Below are 24,274 nucleotides of genomic sequence, written 5' to 3'. Positions count from 1 at the left end.
CGCAGTCATGCCGGCATGAGACGCGTGGATATTTTGTGACTTTTATTCTTGCATTTACACTTGATTCGATGGACGGGAATGTGATATAATGGTATAAGTATCCCGCCGCGGTCTCTGCTGCGGGTCTGTCCGGCTCCTGCGGGAGGACTGGCAGCATCATATAAAGGAGGCGCGTTCATGACAATATCCGATCTGACGGATTATGCCGCGCAAAAATACCACGTCCGCGAGGACGTAAGATGGGACGGCGTCCCCGGTTTTTCGGTGCTCAGTCATCCTGACACCGGACACTGGGTCGCCGTGTTTGTGCGCAGAAGAGACGGCAAGACCGGCGCCGAAGTGGTGAGCTGCGACCTGAAATGCAACGCCGACGCCCTGTCTCCCGAGGAGAAGGCCCTCTTTTCCCTGCCCGAACGGACCCGGGGCACCAAGTGGATCAGCATCCCGCTGGACAAGATCACGGACAGCGGGCCTGTGTTTCGTCTGCTGGACAAAGCTCTGGCCCTGCAGCCTCATTCCGGCAGCACCATCGTCATAGACCACCGGTCTCCCTCGCGCAAATACAGCGACATTCCCATCCCTTTTGCCGACAGCGTCTATAGCCCCTCCCGGGATCCCCGGGAGGCCACGCCCGAACGCATCAGGCAGATGCGCCGCATCATGGTGCTTGACCGGTCGCCCCAGGGCAAGGCCGAGCGCTTTTACAGGCAGGCCGTGTTTATGAAGGACTATGAGGACGACTGCCCCTGGGAAGGCGACTTCAACAGCTATTATCCCACCTACAACGATATGACCGACCGGCAGCTCCGGGGGTATTTTACCTGGCGGGCCGCCGTCCGCAGGGGGAAATATGACGACATCTCCGAATCTGCCGCCTACCTCTACGTATATGAGCTCCTGAACTGTGTGGGAGGGGATACGCCGGAGGACTGTTATCGCAAGCTGCTGGAGTTCAAGGCCCGCTTTGTGGAAGGCGGTATCGGAAGAGCCGGTATGGGTCTCAACCTGCGCCGCTGGGTCTGGGAATACGCCGTCATACACGGCATTGCCCCGGCTACGGATTATCCTTTTTCTCAGGAAGACGACTTGCATCTGGCGGCTCTCAGCTCTCCGGAGATCCATTCCGACGAAGAGGTGTTTGCGGCTCTGGTGAATTTCGGCGGAAACAGATACGCGTCGTCTCCGGCGGCCCTTTTCCCCGAAAAAGGCAGGCGGCTGTTCTGCCGGGTGTGGCGGAAGGCCTGCGCCGGGCAGGAGCTCCTGAAGGACGCCTTTACGGTCTGCTTCGGCCCAAGAAGGCCTGTCAGATGGACGCCTCTTGAAAATGCGCTGTATTATCCCATGTCGGAGGTGCCGGAGGACCGGCGCAAAAAGGGCTGGTCTGTGAACCTGAAGGGAGGCGTGAGCAGAGAATATCCCTCTGACGTGCCGGACATGGAATACACGCTGAACGAGGGCCGGAGCTTCTTCAGAAAAAACGGTCTGTGGCGTGTGTCTTGCTGGCACCGTTCCTTTTTCCGACTCAACAAGCTGAAGAGCCTGCTCCGGGAGACCGACCGCCGTCTGCGCCTGTATCTGAAAACGGGGAAGTATCTGAAGGACGAGACTCCGGACCAATGGGCCGCGCCCTTCATAGACGCGGCTGTCGCAGAGGATATACAGGCGGAAAGGCAGGCCGCCATAGACCGCGTTCGGGTGGACCTGTCCGGGCTGGACAACATACGCCGGGACGCCGCCGAGACCCGGGAGCGGCTGCTGACAGAGGAAGAAAGGGAGCAGGAGGCCGCCGCCGGAGCCGCCGACCCCGACGGACCCGCGGACTCCGGGACCGAAGACGAGCCGGAGGAGACCGGGCCGGACAGCGCTCAGCTGCGGATACTCCGGGCCTTGCTGGCCGGGGAAGACCCCGGGGATATCATCAGGGCCGAGGGCCTGCTGCCCTCGGTGGTGGCCGACGACATCAACGAGGCCCTGTATGACGAGATAGGGGATACGGCCGTTCTCTGCGAAGGGGACGTGCTGATCCTGGTGGAAGACTACGCCGAAGACATAGAACGATATCTTGGAGGAATGACTGATGACTGAAGAAAAAAAGATACCCAGACGGATTTCCCAGACCGTGCTGAACTCCCTGAAGGGAGGGGTGGTGCCCCGCATAGGCCTGCCCTACATCGCGGTGGGCAGGAAAAAGGAGATCGAGGCCCTGCTGCGGGACGTGGATATCATAGCGGAGGGCGGAGCGTCCTTCCGTTTTATCACGGGCCGCTACGGCAGCGGCAAGAGCTTTCTCCTGCAGACCATACGCAACTACGTGATGGACCGGGGCTTCATAGTGGCGGACGCGGATCTGTCCCCCGAACGCCGGCTCCAGGGGACCAAGGGTCAGGGCCTGGCCACCTACCGGGAGCTCATAGGCAACCTGTCCACCAAGACCAAGCCGGAGGGCGGCGCCCTGACGCTGCTGCTGGACCGCTGGATCAACGCCGTGCAGAACGAAGCCCTGCAGGAGACGGGGCTCACGCCCGGGGATCCCGCTTTGGCGGAGGCCACCGACCGGAAGATTTACGCCGTCACCGCGTCTGTCAGCGAGCTGGTGCACGGCTTTGAGTTCGCCCGGCTCCTCTCGGCCTATTACCGGGCCTATCTGAGCGGCGACGACGAGACCCGGGCCAACGTGGCCCGCTGGTTCAGGGGCGAATACTCCACCAAGAGCGAGGCCAGGGAGGCTCTCGGAGTCAATATCATCATCACCGACGAGGACTGGTACGACTATCTGAAGATCTTTGCCCTGTTTTTCCGGCTGGCCGGCTATGCGGGCATGATGATCATGATAGACGAGCTGGTGAACATATACAAGATCCCCCACACCGTCACCCGGCAGTACAACTACGAGAAGCTGCTGGCCATGTACAACGACGCCCTGCAGGGCAAGGCAAAATACATAGGCATCATCATGGGCATCACTCCCCAGGCCCTGGAGGACAAGCGCCGGGGCGTCTATAGCTACGAGGCCCTGCGTTCCCGCCTGGGCGAGGGGCGCTTTTCCGCTCCCGGCGCCCGGGATATGCTGGCTCCGGTGATCCGTCTGGACCCGCTGACGGCGGAGGAGATGCTGGTGCTGTGCGAAAAGCTGTCTCTGATGCATTCCTCCCTGTTCGGCTACGACGCCCGGATCACCACGGAGGACCTGGCCGAATTCATCAGGATCGAATACGCCAGGATCGGCGCGGATACCAACATCACTCCCCGGGAAGTGATACGGGACTTCATAGAGCTGCTGGACATCCTGTATCAGGATCCCTCCAAAGACGCGTCACATCTGCTGAATTCCGGCGAATTCGGCTTTGCGGAGTCGGAAGCGGTGTCCGACGAAAAAGAGGCGGGCTTTGCGGAGTTTACGGTATGAACGTGTTTGAACGCTACGCTCCCTTTATCAGGGACTACATCTACCGCTCCGGCTGGCAGAGCCTGAGGGCGGTGCAGAACGCCGCCGGCGACGCCATATTCGGCACGGACAAAAACGTGCTGCTCACCGCTTCCACGGCCTCCGGCAAGACGGAGGCGGCCTTTTTCCCCATCCTGACCCTGCTGGAGGAGGAGCCCTCCCGGACGGTGGGAGTACTGTATATCGCGCCCCTGAAGGCCCTGATCAACGATCAGTTTGAACGCCTGGGCGAGCTGTGCGAGGAGCAGGGCATCGCCGTCACCAAGTGGCACGGCGACGCCGCCCGGTCCAAAAAGCGCAAGCTGCTCCGCAAGCCCTCCGGCATACTGCAGATCACTCCTGAGTCTCTGGAGTCCCTGCTGATCAACAAGCATATGGAGGTGCCCTCCCTGTTCGGCGACCTGCGCTTTGTGGTCATAGACGAGATCCATTCCCTGCTGAGGGCGGACAGGGGGCTCCAGACCTTTTGTCTCATAGAAAGGCTTTGCCGGCTGGCCGGCTGCGACCCCAGGCGCATAGGCCTTTCCGCCACCATAGGAGACCCCCGGCTGGCAGGCCGGTTTATGTCGGAGGGCAGCGGCAGGGGAGTAGTGATACCCGAGTTTGACGGGGGCAAAGAGGTGTGGCGCCTGTCCATGGAGCACTTCTACAAGCAGGACCCCCAGGCCGATGAGGACATGCCCGTCCCCCCGGGAACGCCCCCCATGGAAAAGCCCACGGACAGGGCGCCCAAGGCTGCAGACCCGGGCTACGGCTATATATTCGAGCACACACGGGGCAAAAAGTGCCTCATCTTCACCAATTCCCGGGAGGAATGCGAAGGCGTGTGCCAGAGCCTGAGGCAGTATTGCGAAGCCACGGGCCAGCCGGACAGATTCCTGATACACCACGGCAATCTGTCCGCCTCCTATAGGGAGAGCGCCGAAGAGGATATGAAGGATGACGAGTCGGCCCAGTCCGTGTGCGCCACCGCCACTCTGGAGCTGGGCATCGACATAGGCCGGCTGGAACGGGCTTTTCAGATAGACGCCCCCTTTACCGTGTCCGGCTTTTTGCAGCGGCTGGGACGCACCGGCCGCCGGGACGCCCCGTCGGAAATGTGGTTCGTGATGCGTGAAGACCACCAGGAGGCCCGGGCCATGACCCCGGACAGCATCCCCTGGTATCTCATACAGGGCATAGCCCTGGTCCAGAGCTACATAGAGGACCGCTTTGTGGAGCCGCCCCGGCTGGACCGGCTGCCCTACAGTCTGCTCTACCACCAGACCATGAGCACCCTGGCCTCTCACGGAGAGATGACTCCCGCCGAGCTGGCCAGCCGGGTGCTGACCCTCTCCTGCTTCCGCCGGGTCACACAGGAGGACTACCGCCTGCTCCTCCGGCATTTGCTGGAGACGGACCACGCGGCCCGCACCGAAAACGGAGGGCTCATAATGGGCCTCACTGGCGAGAGGGTGGTGAACAACTACAAGTTTTACGCGGTGTTCCGGGAAAACGTGGAATACACTGTGCGCTCCGGCTCGGAGCAGCTGGGCACCATAGTGAAGCCGCCTCCCGTGGGGGACAAGATAGCTATCGCCGGACGGGTCTGGGTGGTGGAGGATATCGACCACAAGCGCCTGGCGGTTTACGCCTCGCCGGTCAAGGGCAACATACCCGCCTACTTCGGAGACGTGGCGGGAGATATACACACCCGCATTCTGGAACGGATGTACCGGGTGCTTACCGAGGACAAAGAATACCCCTACCTGATGTCCCGGGCCCGGTACCGTCTCGCCGAAGCCAGAGACACTTTCCGCAGGTCGGGTATGGCGGAGCGCCCCCTCATCAGCCTGGGCGGCAAAATGTGGGCCCTCTTTCCCTGGGTGGGCACCTATCCCTTCCTGGCCATGGAACGGTTTCTGAAGCTCCGCTGCGCGCAGCGGCTGGGACTCAAGGGACTGGAGAGCTCCCGCCCCTACTATATGCAGTTTACCATGCAGGCGGGGGAGGCGGATTTTTACCGGATAGTCACCGAAGAGGCCGGCAAGGAGTTTGATCCCCTGGAGCTGGTGTATCCCAAGGAGATACCCGTGTTCGAAAAATACGACGAATATCTGCCCGAGGAGCTGGTCAGGAAGGGCTTTGCCTGCGGGATACTGGACATCGAAGGCATGAAGCGGCGCATCCTGGAATGGAAACGCTTTGCGGGACCCGCCGCCGGAGAATAAAGAGCCATACCGGACCGGGGTCCCGCAGCCGCAAAAAGGCCGCGGGACCCCGGAAGGCGTGTGATATCAGGGCGCGCGGCACAGCCGCGCGCTATTCTTTGCCCATCAGGCGCAGGAATTCTTCTTCCGACAGCACCTCTATTCCCAGCTCCCGGGGGCTCACACCGCTCCGATGGTGTGCCAAACATGCTCGGCCTTCTTCATTTGCCCTCTCTTTGTGCTATAATGGTATTGCAGAGATACCCGCAAAAACACTGGATGGCATTACCGAAAAAACTATTTCCGGAGACAAGCTGTTTCCTGCCAATTTTAAAATTATTGTTTACGGAGAAAATCAGTGAAAAGAAAAGTGATTGTGGTCATAGGCGTCTGGCTTTTGATAGTTCTCCTTATGTGGGCTACCGGGTTTAGTAGCCCCAACAATATGCGACAAACCTTTTGGGAAGCTATATTTACGTACACAAGAGACAGGGCGATCTACTTCTCTCCGGGAGGATTTGAAAAATACAAACTGAGGTATATCTCAAAAAAGAATGTTCCGGATTTGAGAAGATACACGACCGAAGTCCTGAGGTTCAACAAATATACTGTATTCAGGCATACTGTCAATTTTGGCAACGGAACGTTGTTGAATACCGGCGGGATAGTGTTATCCGAATTTCATAAACCAATACGCAATCATTTTATGGACGAGTATCTTTACGCCCCGAAGGCCTTTGCGCGAAAATACAAACTATCGGAAACATCGAAATTTAAAGGCGGGTTCATGCTTGAAAAATATGATATTCACGAGGCTGCTATAGGATACGAAAAAGACCCCAGGTCATTGTTGCGGTGGGCTGTCGATCTTGATGATCTCGGCTTTAAAAAGCACCTTCAGGTTCTCAAAGACAAAAACAGACTGGTGTGGGTCTCGGACAGGGGCTCTCTCCTTGACGTAAAGAAAACGAAGAAGGGATACATAGTTCTTTCAGATATAGGGGTGGAGTATATCAGCAGTAAAAAAGGGGGGATGGAATCGGATTTTTATCCCAAAGCTTTTTGCGGGTCACTATTTACCAGCGAAGCCTGGGGGAAGCTGCTTCCAATTGCATCCGGCAGGATCCTCACCGACAACATAGTGCGGATAGAATACCAAGACGGCTATATCACCCATTGGCGCGTAAAGCTTAAAAAAAAGGACTGCGATAAAAACATGAATATAAAAAAGACCTCTTTTGAATATGGAATAGCCAAGGTAAACGGTTCCGTGATCTGGCACAACGGCAAAGTGACGACAGAAGATCTGTATCCGCACAAAGCATGGGATATGGATACGAATACCTCTGTGGAGCCTGTTTATCCGGAGTGATAAAGCTGCCGGACCTGAATAAGGAGCGAGGTGGCGGCCGGGAATGACGCAGGCTCAACGCCGTGGAATAATCTGACTGCACGCGCAAAAGGCTGCAGCCATACAGGGCCGCGCGCTATTCTTTGCCCATCAGGCGCAGGAATTCTTCTTCCGACAGCACCTGCACCCCCAGTTCCCGGGCCTTGTCCAGCTTGCTGCCGGCTCCGGGGCCCGCTACCACCATCCAGGTGTTTTTGCTCACCGAGGAAGAGGCCTTGCCTCCCGCCTTGCGCACCATGCTCTCGGCTTCGGAGCGGGTAAACCGGGTCAGGGAGCCGGTAAAGACCAGGGTCTTTCCGGCCAGGCTCTCGTTGATCTCCTTTTCCTCCGGCTCCCGGGGGCTCACCCCGGCGGCCAGCAGCCGTTCTATGAAGTCCAGCCTGCTTTGGTTGCGGAAAAAGCCGTAGATGCTGCCCGCCACCGTGTCTCCTATGTCCGGTATGAGGGCCAGCTCCCCGGCGGAGGCCTCCGCCAGGGCCCCTATAGTCTTGAATCTGTCCGCCAGTATCTCCGCCGTTTTTTCACCCACGTGCCTGATGCCCAGAGCGTATATGAATCTGCCCGGCTCGGGATGCCTGGATCCGTCGATGGCCCTGATCAGGTTTTCCGCCGACTTCTGCCCGCTCTTGTATAGTCCGGCCAGATCTTCCGCCGTCAGGCGGTATATGTCCGAAGGGTCGGCAATGAGCCCTTTTTGCAGCAGCTTGTCTATGACCATGGGTCCCAGGCCGTCTATGTCCATGGCTCCCTTGGATACAAAGTGCTCTATGGCTGCCTTTTGCTGGGCGGGGCACCGGGGGTTGTTGCACCTCAGCACGGCTCCGTATTCGGGCGTCCCGTCCCTGACGGACAGGATGTCCCGTTCAGCCGGGCTGCCGCACACGGGGCAGCAGTCGGGCATCACGAAGGGAGTCTGCAGCAGGCCTCTTTTTTCCTTCACCGACCTCACCACCTCGGGGATCACCTCGCCGGCCCGCTGCACTATCACAGTGTCGCCTATGCGTATGTCCTTGCGGTCTATCTCGCTCTGATTGTGCAGGGTGGCCTTTTTGATGACCACGCCCGACAGGCGGACGGGGGACAGCACCGCTACGGGGGTGATGGCTCCGGTGCGGCCTACCTGCAGCTCTATGTCCTCCAGCACCGTTTCCGCCTGGAGCCCCGGGAACTTGTAGGCGGTGGCCCACTTGGGGCTGCGGGCTGCAAAGCCTATCTCGTTTTGCAGAGCCACGCTGTTGACCTTGATCACCATGCCGTCGCAGTCGTAGGGCAGGGTCTTCTTGCGCTCCTCTATGTAGTCGATGTAGTCCAGCACCTCTTCGGGGGTCCGGCACACCCTGTAGTCGGGATTCACGTTGAAGCCCCAGCGGCGGCAGGTCTCCATGGCCTCGCTCTGGGTCTCAAAGCCGGTCCCCTCCGGGCTCACGGTGCCGTAGCAAAACATGATCAGCCGGCGCCGGGCCGTCACCCGGGGGTCCAGCTGCCGGAGCGAGCCGGCGGCGGCGTTGCGGCAGTTGGCAAAGGTCTGCTCGCCGGTCTCCTCTCTCTCCCGGTTGATCCGGGCGAACTCCCGGTGGGTCAGGATCACCTCGCCCCTGATCTCCATCAGGGGAGGAAAGTCCTCAGCGTCGCATTTGAGAGGGATGCTGCGGATGGTGCGCGCGTTTTCCGTGATGTCCTCGCCCACGCTGCCGTCGCCTCTGGTGCCCGCCCTGATAAGGAGGCCGTTTTCGTAGGTGACGGACACTGCCAGCCCGTCAAACTTCAGCTCGCAGATGTATTCTATGGGCTCGTCTGAAGCCAGCACCCTCCTGAGGGAGGCGTCAAAGGCCAAAAACTCTTCCTTGGAGAATATGTTTGACAGGCTGAGCATGGGGGTCAGGTGGACCACCTCGCCAAAGCCTTCTCTGGGAGCGGCTCCTACCCGCCGGGTGGGGGAGGAGGGGTCCGCCAGCTCCGGGTGCTCCGCCTCCAGGGCGGCAAGCTCCCGCATCAGGGCGTCGTATTCGGCGTCCGAGAGGGTGGGGCTGTCTTCCTGATAGTATTCCTTGTTGGCCTGCTCTATGGCGGCCGTCAGCTGCCGGGCTCGTTCTGCAGGTGTCATATGGGCTCCTTGATAGGCTGAATTGACAAACAGTGCCATATAAATTATAATTATATTTGACACCTTATTTCAAGTTGCCCTGCAGTTATTTCGGGAGGTCAGGATGAATATCGCTATTTTGTCGGAGAGCTATTTTCCGGTCATCAACGGCGTCAGCGCGTCCACAGACATCCTGTTCCGCGGGCTGACTGCCCGGGGCCACAGGGTGACGGTCATAGCGCCGGACCATCCCGACGCCGCTGACGGGGAAGGCGTCCTGCGCACCGGCTCCCTCATTCTGAAGGCGGCGAAGGATTATCCTCTGCCTTCTCCTGCCGGTCTGGCGGGCCTGGAGGATATGCTCAAGGGCATAGGCCCCGACGTCATTCACGCCCAGATACCCTTTTTATACGGCTTCCGCGGGCGGAGCATCGCCCGGAAGCTGGGCGTCCCCTTTGTCAGCGTTTCCCACACTCTGTATCCCGAATACGTGCACTACGTGCCCTTTGCTCCCGGGCCTTTGGCCGCCTGCGCGGTGAAAAAATATCTGGCCCGATTCTATTCCTCCTGTGACGCCGTGGCCACTCCCTCCGCCATGATGAAGGTGGAGCTCATGGGCTACGGAGTCAAGAGGGAGATCAGGATCATCCCCACGGGCATCCGCCTTCCCGGGGAGCCCGGCGCCGGGGATATGAGGGAAAGCCTGGGGATACCCCGGGAGAGCCGGGTGCTGGTGTATATGAGCCGGGTGGCCAGGGAAAAGAATCTGGACCTCCTCACCGAAGCCTACGCCGGCCTGCAGGCCGACTATCCCGACCTGACACTGCTGGTCATAGGCGGCGGACCCTATCTGGAGCATATGAAGCGGCAGGCCGCTGCCGGGGGCGGCAGATACGTCTTTACGGGCATGGTGGACAACAGCCGGATATACGACTATCTGCGCTGCGGCGACATATTCGCGTTTCCCTCAGTCACCGAGACCCAGGGACTGGCCGTGTGCGAGGCCCAGGCCGCCGGTCTGCCGGTGGTGGCAGTGAGGGCGGGCGGCGTGCCGGAAAACATAGTGGAAAACACCACCGGCTTCCTCACGGACAACAAGGCCGGGGATTTTGCCGGCAGGATACGGGTCCTGCTGGACAATGAGGAGCTGCGGGGCAAGATGTCCCGGAGGGCGGCGGAACACGCCGTCAACTTTTCCATAGACGGCATGCTGGACCGCTACGAGGCATTTTACCGGTCCACGCTGGAAAAGAGGGTGAGGGAACAATGAAAAGAGCCGAGCACAACACCCTGCTGGACTGGGTGCTCCACGAAATGGCGGGGCCTCTGACGGCCATCGGCGGCTACGCCGATATAGCGCTGGAAAAGGATGCTTCTCCGGAGGAAAAGGATGAGGCCGTCCGGGTCATCAGGCAGGAAGCCTCCCGGCTCCTGAGGCTCACGGGAGAGATCAGGAGCATGGCCCGGCTCAGCAAAGGGCAGCCCATCGGGGCCGAGCTCTCCGAGTTTGACCTGAGGGAGGTGTGCGGCCACGCGGTCTCCGTGCACCGCGTAGCCTGGCCCGGCCATGAGCTGGCGGTGGATACTCCCGCGGCCGTGACCGTCAGGGCCGACAGGGACAAGCTGTGCCAGGCCCTGCTGAACCTGCTGGCCAACAGCGCCAAATATTCCCCCCGGGGCAGCGAGATCACCGTGACTTGCGGCCGGGAGCAGGACTGTGGCTTTGTGACCGTGACGGACAGGGGCAGCGGCATAGCTCCCGAGGATCTGGAGAAGATATTTGCTCTGGGCGAGAGGCTGGACGCCCCTCTCCACACGGACGGCAGAGGCATAGGGCTGTTTTTGACCAGAGAGCTGCTCTCCGCCATGGGCGGCAGCATCCGGGTGGAGTCCCGGGTGGGAGAGGGCAGCCGGTTTACTCTGCTGGTCCCTCTTGCCTGAGACGGGCGGCGGAGACGCCGGCCACGTAGCCGGTGCTGAAGGCGGCCTGGAGATTGTAGCCTCCTGTCCTGGCGTCTATATCCAGCACTTCTCCGCAAAAATAGAGACCGCCGACCCGCTTGGACTCCATGGTCCCGGGGTTTATCTCGCCCAGGACCACTCCTCCTCTGGTGATGATGGCTTCCTCCATGGGGCACAGAGACGCTACTGTCAGGGTCAGGCCCTTGACGGCGTCTGCCAGGGCCCGCCGGTCGGCGGAGGTCACTGAGGAGAGAGGCCGGTCGGAGACCCCGGAGAGGTCGGGCATCAGGCCCGCCAGAGAGCGGGGCAGATGCTTGTCCAGCCAGCTGCGGAGGCGGCCCTTGCCGGTGAACTCCCGGCGAAACTCTTCTTCCAGCTCCTGCCGGGTGAGCCAGGGCTTCAGGTCGATGGACAGGCGCAGAGGCCCGGAGCTGTCTGCCACCCTGCCGGACAGAGTGAGAATGACGGGGCCGGACACCCCCTTGTGGGTGAAGAGCAGCTCTCCCGTCTCGGAGGCTATGGCTTTGCCCCCGGCGTCCAGCAGGGAGCAGGTCACGTTTTTCAGAGTGAGGCCGCTGACGGAGGCGGGCCATTTTTCCCGGCACACTATGCCGCACAGCGAAGGCCTCAGAGCCGTCACGGTGTGTCCCGCTGCCCGGGCAAAGCCGTAGCCGTCGCCGGTGGAGCCGGTGGCGGGATAGGACAGGCCTCCGGTGGCGACCACCGCCGCGTCGCAGCGCATGACCCCGCCGAAGACTCCTACGCCCCGGACCCGTCCGTCACTCACGTCTATGGACAGGGCTTTGGTGCCGGTCCTGATGCGGACTCCGGCTGCCGAGCAGCGGCGGACCAGAGCGCCGGTGACCACCGAGGCCTTTTGGGCCGCGGGAAATATCCGGCCGCCTCTTTCGGTGACTGTGTCCACTCCCAGAGCCTTCAGGTCCCGGAGCAGCTCGTCCCGGAAATAGACCGAAAAGGCGGAGTAGAGGAACCGGCCGTTTTTGCCGAAGGCCTCCACGAAGGCGTCGGCGTCGGCCGTGTTGGTGATGTTGCCTCTGCCCTTGCCGGTGATGTTCAGCTTTTTGCCGCAGGCGCTGTTTTTTTCCAGCAGCACGGCTTTGGCTCCCGCTTCTGCGGCGGCAGCGGCGGCAACAAGCCCCGAAGCGCCGCCTCCTATGACTATGACTGTATTCAAGCTCTTCTCCCCACTGTGGCGGTTACATACATCATTATACCACACCGTATAGAAGGACCGGCAACCCGGCCCGGGAACATGGATATTTTTTTGCAAAGTCTTGACTTGACAGCAAAATACTATTATAATGAAATAAATGAACACCGGAAATGTCATCGACGTCCTGACGGTAGAAGGACCTACCGCATCGGGCAAGACCGCTGTGGCCATAGAGCTGGCCGCCCGGCTGAAGGGGGAGATAGTCTCCGCCGATTCCATGGCCGTGTACAAATACATGAACGTGGGCACGGCCAAGCCCGACGCCCTGGAGCAGAGCCGCGCCGTCTTTCACCTGATAGACTGCGTGGAGCCGGAGGAGGAATACAACGCCGGACAATACGAGGCCGACGCCTGCCGGGCCCTGGAGGACATCCGCTCGCGGGGGCTCCTGCCCATACTGTGCGGCGGCAGCGGCCTGTATATCAAGGCGGCTCTGGAGGGCCTGGATTCCGACGTGCCCCAATGCGACCCCCGGGTGAGGAGCCTGGTGGAGCGGGTGTATCGCAGAAAAGGCCCGGACTATATGCGGGAGCTGCTGCGGCAGACGGACCCGGAGATATACGCGAGGACCGACGCGCAAAACCCCCGCAGGGTGCTGAGGCTTATAGAGATCATGAAGCAGACCGGCAGGACTGCCACGGAGGTCTTTGCCCGGCCCAACGCCCGCCGGAAGGCCCTGCGCTCCCTGCGCTTTGGCCTGACCATGGACAGGGCGCACCTTTACCGGCGCATCAACGAGAGGGTGGACCGGATGCTGGCGGAGGGACTGGAGGACGAAGCCCGGCTGCTCATGTCCCGGGGGTCCGTCACAGCGCTGCAGGCCATAGGCTACAAGGAAATGGCCGAGTATCTCAGGGGCGAATGCTCCCTGGAGACAGCCGCGGAAAACATCAGGACCGCCACCCGGCATCTGGCCAAAAGGCAGATCAGCTGGTTTGGCCGGGAAAAAAGCATCATATGGATAGATATGGAAAAACATTCGCCGCGCACTGCGGCGGAAGAAATAATAAGGAGACTCGAAGATGAAGTCAGGCTATAATTTGCAGGATCAGTATCTGAACTGCGCGAGAAAAGAAAAGATTCCCGTCACTATTTTTTTGCAGAACGGCGTATCCCTGAAGGGACTGGTCAAGGGCTTTGACGTATTTACCGTGATCCTCGAACAGATGCCGGGCAAGCCCTGGACTCTGGTGTACAAGCACGCCATCGTGTCCGTGGTGCCCAAGGAAAACATCACCGGACTCAACGAGCCCTGCTGCTGTGACGAAGGCAAGGAATGCAAGGAAGGCGGAGAGGCCGGAGAGGGCTGCTGCGAAGCCAAGGAAGGCTGCGGAGAATAATATGAGCTGCGCATCCGGACTCAAATTCGTGAAGATGCACGGCATAGGCAATGATTTTGTCGTAATAGACTGCACCGAGCGCCACTTTTCCGACTCGGAGCAGAGCAATATCGCCCGGGGAGCCTGCGACAGGCATTTCGGCATAGGCAGCGACGGCACCATACTGGTGTATCCCTCGGTGATATGCGATTTCCGCATGAGGATGTTCAATCCGGACGGCACTGAGGCGGAGATGTGCGGCAACGGTATCAGGACCTTTGCCAAATATATATATGACTGCGGAATGTCAACTTCTACCCGTCTGTCGGTGGAGACCCTGGCCGGGATCAAATACGTGGATCTCGACGTGGCGGAGGGCGTCTGCCGCTCCGTCAGAGTGAACATGGGCGCTCCCCGTCTGTCAGCAAAAGAGATACCCTTTGCCGGCACCCCGGAGGCCGACAAGGTCCTGGGCTTCCCCGTGGAGGCCTGCGGCAGAGAATTTGCCGTGACCTGCGTCAACATGGGCAACCCTCACTGCGTCACCATAGTGGACGACATCAACGACATCCGCCTGACAGAGTGGGGACCCGCCCTGGAACGGCACAGCCTGTTTCCCAAAAAGACCAACGTGGAATTTGTACAGATCCCCGACAGGGACAACGTGTTCATGAGGGTCTGGGAGAGAGGTGCCGCCGAGACCCTGGCCTGCGGCACAGGAGCCTGCGCTTCCGCCGTGGCGGCCATACTCAACGGCAGGACCGAACGCAAGGTGAACCTGCATCTCGCCGGCGGCGACCTGCAGATAGAATGGGCCGAGGACGGCAACGTGTATATGACCGGGCCCGCCGCCACAGTCTATGAGGGAGAAGTGCCTCCCGAAAGGCTGGAGCGCTGGCTGAAAGGCTGGATCAATTGAGGGGAGGCCGCTTATGACGGACACCATCGACACCAAGAGCATACTGAAAAACAGCGAAGAGCTGAACTTTAACCCCGCCAATCTGAAGATCATCACTATCTCCAGGACCACCGGCAGCGGCGCGTCCATCGTGGCTCAGAGGCTGGCGGAGGATATGGGCTGGACCGTGTGGGACCGCAATCTGCTGCTGTCCCTGGCCAAGGACGCCAATATACAAAAGGAGATCTTCAGGGTGATAGACGAAAAGCACCTTGACGAAGCCTCGTCCTACGCATACAGCCTGTTTGGAGACACCACTCTGGGCGGCATGGTCTATACCCGGCAGCTGGCCCGCACCATCTGGGCCATATGCGCGGCCAACAAGGCCATCATCATAGGCCGCGGCGCCAACTTCATCGTGCCCAACGCCCTGCACGTCAGGATAGACGCGCCCTTTGGCGTGCGGACGGAGAATATGATCAAGTTTGAGAATATGACCCGCGAAGAAGCCGAAAAGAGCCTGAAGGTCGCCGACCGGGACAGAAGGAACTTTTTGGTGAAGGCCTTTGGCAAGGACAAGGTGGACACCTTTCCCTTTGACCTGCAGCTGAATATGAACCGGCTGACCAAGGACGACGCCAGCCAGCTCATCAGGCTGGCCTTTGCCCAGCACGAGGCCAAGCTGAAGATCAAATACGCGGACTACCTGCTGTAAGGCGCCGGGCCGCCCTTCAGAATATATAAGCATTTCCCCGGACGCATCCGGACAGACGCTCCCGCCGATCCTTCGGCGGGTGTGCTGCTTTTGTCCCGTCCAAATCAAACGTCACTTCGGCGGTGAGGGCTTCTCAGGCCCTCACCGGTAAGAAGTCTCCTTTGACAGGACCGCGAGCCACGGCCACGGACCGGCCCGGGGTGGGAGGGGGCCCCGAGGAAGGGGGGCCGGGATGACGTCTGAATTGGCGGCCGGGATGACGCGGGGGTTGGAGCTGTCTCCGGGATGACGCGGGATGGCGCGCAAAAAACTGCAGGGCGGTCCCGTCTGGGCCGCCCTGCAGCGCATATTCCGTCATCTCACCCGCCAGGCTATGTCCTTGCGGTAGAAGCACTTGTCAAAGCTGATCTTGCCCACGGCCTTGTACACGTCTTCGATGCATTGGTCAAAGGTGTCTCCCAGGCAGGTGACGTTCAGCACTCTGCCGCCGGAGGTGCAGATCCGGCCGCCCGCGATCTCTGTGCCGGCGTGATAGACCAGGGCGGTCTTTTCCGCCTCCTCTATGCCGGTGATGGGCTTGCCCTTCTCGTAGCTGCCGGGATAGCCGCCGGAGGCCATGACCACGGACACGGCTTTTTTGTCGGCAAAGGTGATGCGGGCTTCCTTCAGTCTGCCGGTGGCTGTCAGCAGGCAGGCCTCCAGAAAGTCGCCGGTCATCAGAGGCAGTATCACCTGGGTCTCGGGGTCGCCGAAGCGCACGTTGAACTCCACTACCTTGGGGCCTTTGGAGGTCAGGGCCAGGCCCGTGTAGAGCACGCCCCTGTAGCAGATGCCCTCGGCCTTCAGGGCCCGGAGGGTGGCGCCTATGATGCGCTCATTGACAAATGCGGATATCTCCGGGGTGTAGGCGGGCACCGGGGAATAGACGCCCATGCCGCCCGTGTTGGGCCCTTGGTCTCCGTCAAAGGCTCTCTTGTGATCCTGGGAGGGAGGCATGACCACGAAGGCGTCGCCGTCCACAAAGGACAGCACTGTGGTCTCGGGACCGTCCAGATATTCTTCTATGATGATGCGGCTGCCCGAATCGCCGAAGAGCCTGTCGTCCAGCATGCTGCGGGCCGCCTTTTTGGCGTCCTCCGGGTCGGGACACACGAATACGCCCTTGCCCGCCGCCTCGCCGTCTGCCTTCACGACTATGGGGTCCCCGCCGGCAATGGAGTCGATGTAGCTCACTGCCTCGGCGGAGTCGGTGAACACCCGGCAGGCCGCCGTGGGGATGTGATATTTTTCCATGATGCTCTTGGCAAAGCTCTTGCTGCCCTCCATGCGGGCCGCCGATTTGCAGCAGCCGAACACGGGGATGTTTTCGGCCTCGAGAGCGTCGGCCAATCCTGCGATAAGGGGCGTCTCGGGTCCCACTATGACCAGATCGGCGCCGATCTCTTTGGCCTTGGCGACTATGCCGGGTATGTCGGACGCCTTCACGTCTTTGATACGCCGGGAATATTTTTCCATGCCGGCGTTGCCCGGCAGGGTGTACAGCCGGGAAAGAAGGGGGCTCTCGGAGCACTTCTGCGCCATGGCGCACTCTCTGCCGCCGCTTCCTACTATAAGAACGTTCACTGTGAACCTCCCTGTGTGTCGTTACAGTATTATTATAGCACATCGGGGAAAAAGTCTCACGAGAGGCCCCGGACGAGGGGCGGAAAAGGGCCCCGGGAAATAAGGCTTTGTCTTGATATTTTTCCTGTTTTGGTGTATTATAAAATTGTGTATCACGAAATAAATCCGGCTATATGGAGTACCGTATGAAGAGATATCCAATATACGTCTTAATTTTTATACTGCTGCTGGTCTCCGGCTTCTGTTATTCTCAGGAGGCGGCGCCCGGTGAAGCGGCGCCTGCAGAGGCGGCAGCCGCCGAGGCTGCCCCTGCGGAAGAGGCTCCTGCCGAGGCCGCGCCCGCCGAGGCCGCGCCTGCGGAAGAGACCCCCGCCGAGGAGGCCCCTGCCGAGGCTGCGCCTGCGGAAGAGGCTCCTGCCGAGGCGGCGCCCGCCGAAGCCGCGCCTGCGGAAGAGACCCCCGCCGAGGAGGCCCCTGCCGAGGCTGCGCCTGCAGAAGAGACTCCCGCCGAGGCTTCGCCTGCCGAGGCCGCTCCCGCCGAGGAGACCCCCGCAGAAGCTGCTCCCGCCGAGGCCGCTCCCGCCGAGGAGACCCCCGCCGAAGCTGCTCCTGCCGAGGCCGCGCCCGCAGAAGCCGCTCCCGCTGAGGCTGCTCCCGCAGAAGCCGCTCCCGCCGAGGCTGCGCCTGCAGAGGCCGCTCCCGCCGAGGAATACCACGGCCCGAGAGTCGCTCAGATAGTCATCACCGGCAACCAGAACATCAATACAGACGTGATATTGGCCACCATTACCACCCGCATAGGCGATCCCTGGGATCTGACACTGGTCCAGAAGGACATCGAAGCCATGGACAACATGGGCTTTTTCGGAGCGGTCACCTACAAGCAGGAGACCACCGCCGCCGGCATAGTCCTTACCTATGACGTGGTGGAGAACCCCAAGATCAATCGCATAGTCATCACAGGCAACGGTCCTCTCCCCGTGGAGGAACTGGAGGCTCTGCTGAAGAGCCGGTCGGGCAACGTGCTGAACGACGTCAATCTCAACAGCGACTATCACGCCATAGTGGAGCACTACGCCGAGAAGGGCTACTACGCCACCATCGACGTGAACGACGAGGTCATCATCCCCAACGTGGAGGAAGTGAAAAACGAGGCCGGCGAGGTGGTGGAGACCAGAGATCTGGGCACCGTGGACGTGAATATACCCATCGTGGTCTATAGAGTGGGGCTCATCAAATTCACCGGCAACAAGAAGACCAAGACCTTCGTCATAGCCAGAGAGATGACCCTCAAGACCGGAGACTACTTCAACTCCGAGGTCATGAATCAGGACTATCAGACCCTGTACAACCTGGGCTTTTTTGAGACTATCGGCAGATATGAATACGAGGAAGCCGAGGACCAGGAAGGGGTCATCGATATCACCATACCCGTCACCGAGAAAAAGACCGGCCAGCTGAACCTGGGCGTAGGCTATTCCAGCCGCCAGAAGCTGGTGGGCCAGGTCAGAGTGTCCGACACCAACTTCCGGGGCATGGGCAGAAACGTGTCCTTCCTGTGGGAACAGGGCACCAGGAGCGGCTACAAGGGCGGAGCCAGCTGGGAAGCCAATTACACCGAGCCCTGGCTCCTGGGCAAAAAGATCGCCGCCTCCCTGTCCATCTACAACAAGCTGATATACCGCTTCAACAAGGGCACCTGGAGCAGCTCCAGCTCTCTGGGCAGCGACGTCAACTACGACGAAAGGCACAAGGGCACCTCGGTGACCTTTACCAAGCCCATGGGCAAGCACAGCTCCGTGGCTCTGGGACTGAAATACGACGACGTGAACACCAATCCCGACCTGCTGAGGGAGGACGAGCTGTGGAAGATCATCCAGGACGGCGAGACCACCTCCGCCACGGTGGAATTCACGAGAGACACCCGCAACTACATCGCTCTTCCCACCAAGGGCAGCTATCAGGCTGTGAGCGTGGAGGCCGGCCACGTGGACGGCTCCAGATACGCCACCACCGAGTATCCCTACGTGTTCAAGCACGTGCCCATGAAGGGCAACTTTACCAAGGTGGAGGGTGAATACAGATACTTCTGGGCGCCCAGATACATGGTGACCGACGCCGACGGCAACAAGGTGCCCGGCGAATACACCGGCGATCCCTCCAAGGACAGGAGAGGCGTGGTGGCCGTGAGGGTCAAGGGCGGCGTCATATCCGGCACAGTGCCCTTCTTCGAACAGTTCTTCGTGGGCGGCGCAGACACGGTGAGAGGCTACACCGAGGACCGGTTCTGGGGCAAGAGGATGGTGTTTGCCAATCTGGAATACAGAAAGCCCATACTGGACTACTTTACCCTGGTGGCCTTTTTCGACTACGGCAGCGCCTGGGGTTCCAGCGAGACCATCAACTACAAGGACCTGAAGCAGAACTACTCCTTCAAGGGCCATTACGGCTACGGTCTGGGAGCCCGGTTCAACACCCCCATAGGCAACCTGAGGCTTGACTGGGGCTTCGGCGACGAAGGGAACAAGGCCCATTTCAGCATGGGACACATGTTTTAGACACCAATCACAGCGTATTTTCGTATAATATTTGGACAAGGCCTCCAGAGGCCCGTATACTAAGGAGATAACCATGAAAAAGATCATTGTCACAGTGTTGCTGCTCGCCTTTGCCGCCGCCGCGGCTGTGGGTCAGACCATAGGAAAGTTTGACGAAGAAAAGGTGCAGGACACTCCTCTTTTCAAGAGCCTGATGGCCGAGCTGGGCGAGGCGGATCAGAACGTCAGACGTGAGCTGGCCCTCCGGACGAACAATCCTTTCCTCACCGAAAACGAGGTGTCCGAGCTCATCAGCGAGTCTGCCAAGAACGCCTCCGGCGCCAGAGTCAAGGAGCTGCAGGACGAGAACAAAAAGAGAGAGGCCGAATACACCACTCTGTCTCAGGCCAATCCTCCCAGTGACGAGCAGAAAAAGCGCATAGACGAGCTGAGCCAGATGCAGAAGAAGAGCGCTGCGAACCTGGAGAACGTGAAGGAATCCATGACCAAGACCATGGAGGAGCTCTTCATGGCCAAGCAGGCGGCTCTGGACGCTCAGATCGCCAAGGCCTGCGAGGCAGTGGCGGCAGAAAAGAAGCTGTCCGTCATAGTCCTGAAGTCTGCCGTGCTCTACGGCGGCGTTGACGTCACAGAGGACGTGCTGGCCAAGCTGCCCGCCAGTCTGTAAACGCATAATGTCACGTCGGCCTCTTTGGTACCTGGCGCCGGCGGCGCTGCTGCTATTGCTGCTGCCGGCGCTGTTGGTGTATCTGCTGAACAAAGAGGCCGAGACTCTGGAGACCAAAAAGGTCTACGTGGACATAGACAGCCTGCTGGCCGACTATTCGCCGGATTTTTTGCAGGAGTCCTTCAACGACCTGCCGTCTGAGGAGCCCATCGCCGACACGGTGGCCGACGTCCCCGTGGAGCTGGACCTCAGCTTTGACTCGCTGTATTACGTCCATGACACCGGCGAGTTCGAAAAGGCCGTGTTTGCCAAGCTCACCGAGGAAAAGGACCAGCAGTTCAGGCGGATAATGTCCGTGATGGACGCCTCCGGCGAGCTGGCTGCCCGGCGGAATATCATAGTGGGCCTGATGCAGCTCAACCCTCTCTTTGAGGAATACGACGCCGCCGGCATGGAAAAGCTGCGGAGCCTGTTTGCCAAAAATACCATCGAGAGCCTGAACAGTCAGGCCCGTTTTTATGCCTCCGCCTCCAAGCGCAGGCTCTTTGACACTCCGGAGAACAACACCCTCTTCGGCGAAGCCGCCTCAAAGGCCAGGCTGGACCGGCAGCGCAACAATCAGCTGTATCTCTACTACATGTCCGTGTCGGACAGGTTCAAGCAGCAGGAGATACAGAAGACCGTGGACCGCCTCAACGGCATTCTGGAGCGGCAGATCAGCGAGAGCAGGGCTGCCAAGGAAAAGAAATATGAGAGCTACGTCAGCTCCGTGAAGGACCTGTTTGCAGGCCGCATGCCCCTGGACCGCAACACCACGGTGGAGTATTATCCCATGCCCGCCGCCGTGTCGCCCGCGGCTCACGCCGCGTCCCCCGGGGCAGAGACCCTCAGGGAGCCTTATTCGGACGCGGACAAAAAGCGTATGAGCCTCTACAGGCTGCTGGCGAATATGTCCGAGGAAATGGGGCTGGATATCACCTATATCCCCGAAAAGCAGGCGCCGGACTTCACGGAGGTATTTCGGCGGAAGCTGAAGGACAGCTGGATGTTCACCCCCGGCCTCATATCGGAAATGGAAGGATAGCATGAAATACAACGTCAGGGAATTTGCCCGCAAATACTCTCTGGAGATCGCCGCCTGCGGCGAGGAAGAGGACATCACCGGCATCAGCTACACGGACGACGCCGTAAAAGGCGATCTGGTGCTGGCCGATACCGACGCATATTTTGACAAGGCTGTAAAAAGCGGGGCTTCCTTTATCCTGGCGGGCCCTTCCTGCGGCGACGGGGGAGGCAAATGGGTCCTCCGGAGCGCCGACGCCGGAGGCGTATTCGTGGACATATTGCAGGACGCCTGTCCCGCTCCCTATGAGCCCGATCCTTCCGCTCCTTCCGTGGCTCTCTCCGCCGTCATCGGCTCCGGCTGCGTCATAGCCCCCACCGCCCACATTGGACCGGATTCCGTGGTGGGCGACGGCGTCAGGATATACCCCGGGGTGTACGTGGGCGCGGGAGTCACCATCGGCTCCGGCACTGTGATCATGCCCAATGCGACCATATACGACAGATGCATCATCGGCAAAGACAATCTGCTCCACGCGGGCTGCGTCATAGGCGCCGACGGCTTTGGCTTTTATACAGCCGGAGGGGGCATACGCAAGTATCCCCATCTGGGCATAGTCCGCACGGGTGACTGTGTGGAGGTGGGGGCCAACTCCACCATAGACAGAGCCAAGCTGGGAGAGACCGTCATCGGAGACTTGTGCAAGATAGACAATCTGGTCCAGGTGGCCCACAACGTCAAGCTGGGCGCCGGGTGCATACTGTGCGCTCAGACAGGCATAGCCGGCAGCTCCACTCTCGGAGACTTGTGCGTCATGGGCGGCAACGTGGGCGTGTCCGATCACGTGCATCTGGGCAACAGAGTGTATGCCGGCGCCAAGGCCGGCATCAGCCGGGACTTCGGGGACGACACGGTCCTGGGAGGCTTTCCCGCCATGCCCATGGCCACCCGCCGCAGGGTGGAGGTGCTGTCCGCCAGACTGCCCGAGATGTATCAGAGGCTGAAGGATCTGGAAAAGGAGCTGCAAAGCCTGAAGCAATGATCAGCGAGACCTTTTGCAAGACCATAGCCGGACCCCTGACCGTATCGGGCGTGGGGCTCCACAGCGGCGACCGGGTGGAGATCACCATACTGCCCTCCGGAGAGCCCGGGATATATTTTGACACTCCCGGCGGCGCCGTCAGGGCCGAGGCCCGCTGCGTGGCCGACACCTCCCGGGGCACCACTCTGGGGCAGGGCGAAGCCCGTATCATGACCGTAGAGCACCTCATGTCCGCTCTGTGGGCTATGGGTATCTCCGCCGCCCGCATACGCTGCAGCGGCAGGGAAATACCCGTGCTGGACGGCAGCAGCCTGGGCTATCTGAAGGCCCTGGAGGACGTGGGGACCGGACCCACCGACGCCGTGAGAAGGATATATGCGCCGGCCAGTCCCGTGATGGTCACCCGCGGGGACGCCTTTGTGTGCCTGCTGCCGGGGAAGGGTTTTACCGCCGAGTATCATCTCAATTACGATCACCCCATGATAGGGGCGCAGACCTGCGTCTTCGACGGCAGCTATGGGCAATACAGGCAAAATATAGCCGACTCCCGGACCTTCGTCCTCTACGAGGAGATAGAGCATCTGCTGTCGGGAAACCTGGCCAAGGGCGGCAGTCTGGACAACTGTCTGGTCATCTTCCGGGACAAGCTGTCCTCGCCCCTGAGGCATCCGGCGGAGCCGGCGGGCCACAAGCTGCTGGACCTGCTGGGAGACGCTTCTCTCTGCGGAGCCGGGCTGGAAGGCCGGCTCATAGCTTACAAGAGCGGTCACGCTCTCAACACCGAGTTTGCCCTGCGTCTGCAGGAACAGATAGAAACTGAAACGGCATCTATTTAACGGAGAATCAACATGATAGACATCGAAGGCATTCAGGACGTTCTGCCCCACAGATATCCCTTTTTGCTGGTGGACAGGATCACCGAGATGGAGGAAAACTGCATCAAGGGCTACAAGAACATCAGCATGAACGAGGCAGTGTTTCAGGGACATTTTCCCGGTCACGCCATCTTTCCGGGAGTACTCATTTGCGAAGCCATGGCCCAGCTGGGAGGCGTGCTGCTTCTGCAGGGCGACAACAAGGGCAAGCTGGCCTACTTTGCCGGACTGGACAACGTGCGCTTCAGGCGCCCCGTGGTCCCGGGAGACAGGCTGGATATGCAGATCAACGTCATATCCTTCCGCCACAATCTGGGCAGAGTCAAGGCTATGGCTATGGTGGACGGAGAGCTCGCCTGCGAGGCAGATCTCACATGTAAGGTAGTGGACAGATAATGAGCGACATACATTCTTCGGCAGTGATATCACCCTCCGCTGTCATAGGCAGCGGCGTGGTCATCGGGCCCTATTCGGTGATAGGAGACAACGTGGTCATAGGGGACGGCACCCGCCTCATCAGCCACGTGGTCATCAGGCAGGACACGGTGATCGGCAGCAACAACGTCATTCACTCCGGCGCCGTCCTGGGAGACGACCCTCAGGATATAGGCTACGGCGGCGAAAAGACCTTTTTGAAGATAGGCAACGACAACCAGATAAGGGAATACGTGACTATCCACAGAGGCTCAAAGGAAGGCAATACCACTGTCATAGGCAACAGCAATATGCTCATGGCTTATTCGCACGTGGGACATGACTGCGTGGTGCACGACCACGTGATATGCACCAACTACGCGGGCATCAGCGGCCACTGCGTCATAGAAGACTACGCCATCATCGGCGGTCTGGCCGGGCTGCATCAGTTTGTCCGGGTGGGCAAGATGTCCATGGTGGGCGGCTGCTCCAAGGTCAACGTGGACATACCGCCTTTTACCCTCTGCGACGGCAATCCCCTGCGCATCCGCAACGTCAACAGCGTAGGACTCAGACGCCGCGGGGTGGACAGGGATACCATAGACGGTCTGAGAGAGGCTGTCAGGCTGCTCTACAACTCCGGCCTGAACACCAAGACCGCCATCAATCTCATCAAAGAGCTGCCCCCCACGCCGGAGCTCACCTATCTCATGGATTTTGTGTGCGCTTCCCGGGACGGGACCTACGGCAGACAGGAGCAGGGAAAATAGAAGACG

At 60.1% G+C, this 24,274-nt stretch carries 20 protein-coding genes; 17 read left to right on the top strand and 3 right to left on the bottom strand.

What is annotated here, in order from left to right; genetic code table 11:
* Nucleotides 1-177: 177 nt before the first annotated feature.
* The 4 genes from IK083_08780 to IK083_08765 all read left to right on the top strand — a co-directional run bounded on the left by IK083_08780 (nt 178) and on the right by IK083_08765 (nt 7,006).
* Nucleotides 178-2,085, top strand: coding sequence for a TerB N-terminal domain-containing protein (locus IK083_08780; protein MBR4749646.1), 1,908 nt, complete (start codon nt 178-180; stop codon nt 2,083-2,085).
* Entirely contained in the window at nt 2,078-3,406 is a 1,329-nt protein-coding gene (locus IK083_08775; GenBank protein MBR4749645.1) for an ATP-binding protein, read from the top strand. The genes IK083_08780 and IK083_08775 overlap by 8 nt, the downstream gene beginning before the upstream one ends.
* Entirely contained in the window at nt 3,403-5,655 is a 2,253-nt protein-coding gene (locus tag IK083_08770) for a DEAD/DEAH box helicase (protein MBR4749644.1), read from the top strand. The genes IK083_08775 and IK083_08770 overlap by 4 nt, the downstream gene beginning before the upstream one ends.
* 337 nt (nt 5,656-5,992) lie before the next feature.
* On the top strand, nt 5,993-7,006 hold the full coding sequence (locus tag IK083_08765) for a hypothetical protein (protein ID MBR4749643.1): 1,014 nt from the start codon (nt 5,993-5,995) through the stop codon (nt 7,004-7,006).
* A 115-nt stretch (nt 7,007-7,121) separates the two neighbouring features.
* Here IK083_08765 and ligA read toward each other — a convergent pair whose 3' ends face one another.
* Entirely contained in the window at nt 7,122-9,149 is a 2,028-nt protein-coding gene (gene ligA / locus IK083_08760) for an NAD-dependent DNA ligase LigA (GenBank protein MBR4749642.1), read from the bottom strand.
* A gap of 103 nt (nt 9,150-9,252) precedes the next feature.
* Here ligA and IK083_08755 point away from each other — a divergent pair, with 103 nt between their 5' ends.
* The gene (locus IK083_08755; protein ID MBR4749641.1) at nt 9,253-10,398 is read left to right on the top strand and encodes a glycosyltransferase; all 1,146 of its coding nucleotides are present in this window, start codon (nt 9,253-9,255) and stop codon (nt 10,396-10,398) included.
* Nucleotides 10,395-11,069: a HAMP domain-containing histidine kinase gene (locus IK083_08750; protein ID MBR4749640.1), complete on the top strand. Its 675-nt coding sequence runs from the start codon at nt 10,395-10,397 to the stop codon at nt 11,067-11,069. The genes IK083_08755 and IK083_08750 overlap by 4 nt, the downstream gene beginning before the upstream one ends.
* On the opposite strand, the gene IK083_08745 is transcribed toward IK083_08750, so the two are convergent.
* The gene (locus IK083_08745; protein ID MBR4749639.1) at nt 11,044-12,285 is read right to left on the bottom strand and encodes an aminoacetone oxidase family FAD-binding enzyme; all 1,242 of its coding nucleotides are present in this window, start codon (nt 12,283-12,285) and stop codon (nt 11,044-11,046) included. The genes IK083_08750 and IK083_08745 overlap by 26 nt on opposite strands.
* Nucleotides 12,286-12,421: 136 nt before the next feature.
* On the opposite strand from IK083_08745, the gene miaA reads away from it, so the two are divergent.
* Genes miaA through IK083_08725 form a run of 4 tightly spaced genes read left to right on the top strand, consistent with a single transcriptional unit; the run spans nt 12,422 to nt 15,256 of the window.
* The gene (gene miaA / locus IK083_08740; protein ID MBR4749638.1) at nt 12,422-13,363 is read left to right on the top strand and encodes a tRNA (adenosine(37)-N6)-dimethylallyltransferase MiaA; all 942 of its coding nucleotides are present in this window, start codon (nt 12,422-12,424) and stop codon (nt 13,361-13,363) included.
* On the top strand, nt 13,347-13,664 hold the full coding sequence (gene hfq, locus IK083_08735) for an RNA chaperone Hfq (GenBank protein ID MBR4749637.1): 318 nt from the start codon (nt 13,347-13,349) through the stop codon (nt 13,662-13,664). Before miaA ends, hfq begins: the two co-directional genes overlap by 17 nt.
* Nucleotide 13,665: 1 nt before the next feature.
* Complete coding sequence (locus IK083_08730; GenBank protein ID MBR4749636.1) at nt 13,666-14,562, top strand: diaminopimelate epimerase; 897 nt, start codon at nt 13,666-13,668, stop codon at nt 14,560-14,562.
* Between the two features lie 13 nt (nt 14,563-14,575).
* Nucleotides 14,576-15,256, top strand: a complete 681-nt coding sequence (locus IK083_08725) for a cytidylate kinase-like family protein (protein MBR4749635.1) — start codon at nt 14,576-14,578, stop codon at nt 15,254-15,256.
* A 354-nt stretch (nt 15,257-15,610) separates the two neighbouring features.
* Here the strand turns inward: IK083_08725 and purD are convergent, their stop codons facing one another.
* Nucleotides 15,611-16,879 (bottom strand): phosphoribosylamine--glycine ligase, encoded by a 1,269-nt coding sequence (gene purD, locus IK083_08720; GenBank protein MBR4749634.1) that lies wholly within the window; start codon nt 16,877-16,879, stop codon nt 15,611-15,613.
* Nucleotides 16,880-17,064: 185 nt separating this feature from the next.
* Between purD and IK083_08715 the strand changes: the two genes are divergently transcribed.
* The 7 genes from IK083_08715 to lpxA all read left to right on the top strand — a co-directional run bounded on the left by IK083_08715 (nt 17,065) and on the right by lpxA (nt 24,268).
* Complete coding sequence (locus tag IK083_08715; GenBank protein ID MBR4749633.1) at nt 17,065-19,437, top strand: BamA/TamA family outer membrane protein; 2,373 nt, start codon at nt 17,065-17,067, stop codon at nt 19,435-19,437.
* Nucleotides 19,438-19,510: 73 nt separating this feature from the next.
* Nucleotides 19,511-20,104: an OmpH family outer membrane protein gene (locus IK083_08710; GenBank protein MBR4749632.1), complete on the top strand. Its 594-nt coding sequence runs from the start codon at nt 19,511-19,513 to the stop codon at nt 20,102-20,104.
* A gap of 7 nt (nt 20,105-20,111) precedes the next feature.
* Nucleotides 20,112-21,188 (top strand): hypothetical protein, encoded by a 1,077-nt coding sequence (locus IK083_08705; protein ID MBR4749631.1) that lies wholly within the window; start codon nt 20,112-20,114, stop codon nt 21,186-21,188.
* A 1-nt stretch (nt 21,189) separates the two neighbouring features.
* Nucleotides 21,190-22,209: a UDP-3-O-(3-hydroxymyristoyl)glucosamine N-acyltransferase gene (lpxD, locus tag IK083_08700; GenBank protein MBR4749630.1), complete on the top strand. Its 1,020-nt coding sequence runs from the start codon at nt 21,190-21,192 to the stop codon at nt 22,207-22,209.
* The gene (gene lpxC / locus IK083_08695) at nt 22,206-23,045 is read left to right on the top strand and encodes a UDP-3-O-[3-hydroxymyristoyl] N-acetylglucosamine deacetylase (GenBank protein ID MBR4749629.1); all 840 of its coding nucleotides are present in this window, start codon (nt 22,206-22,208) and stop codon (nt 23,043-23,045) included. The genes lpxD and lpxC overlap by 4 nt, the downstream gene beginning before the upstream one ends.
* Before the next feature lie 12 nt (nt 23,046-23,057).
* Nucleotides 23,058-23,480, top strand: coding sequence for a 3-hydroxyacyl-ACP dehydratase FabZ (gene fabZ, locus IK083_08690; protein ID MBR4749628.1), 423 nt, complete (start codon nt 23,058-23,060; stop codon nt 23,478-23,480).
* Nucleotides 23,480-24,268, top strand: a complete 789-nt coding sequence (gene lpxA / locus IK083_08685; protein ID MBR4749627.1) for an acyl-ACP--UDP-N-acetylglucosamine O-acyltransferase — start codon at nt 23,480-23,482, stop codon at nt 24,266-24,268. Before fabZ ends, lpxA begins: the two co-directional genes overlap by 1 nt.
* Nucleotides 24,269-24,274 lie beyond the last annotated feature (6 nt).

It is taken from the genome of Abditibacteriota bacterium (assembly GCA_017552965.1).
Taxonomy (GTDB): domain Bacteria; phylum Armatimonadota; class UBA5829; order UBA5829; family UBA5829; genus RGIG7931.
The sequence above is the reverse complement of the archived record's forward strand: the minus strand, read 5'-3'. Positions and strand labels throughout refer to the sequence as shown.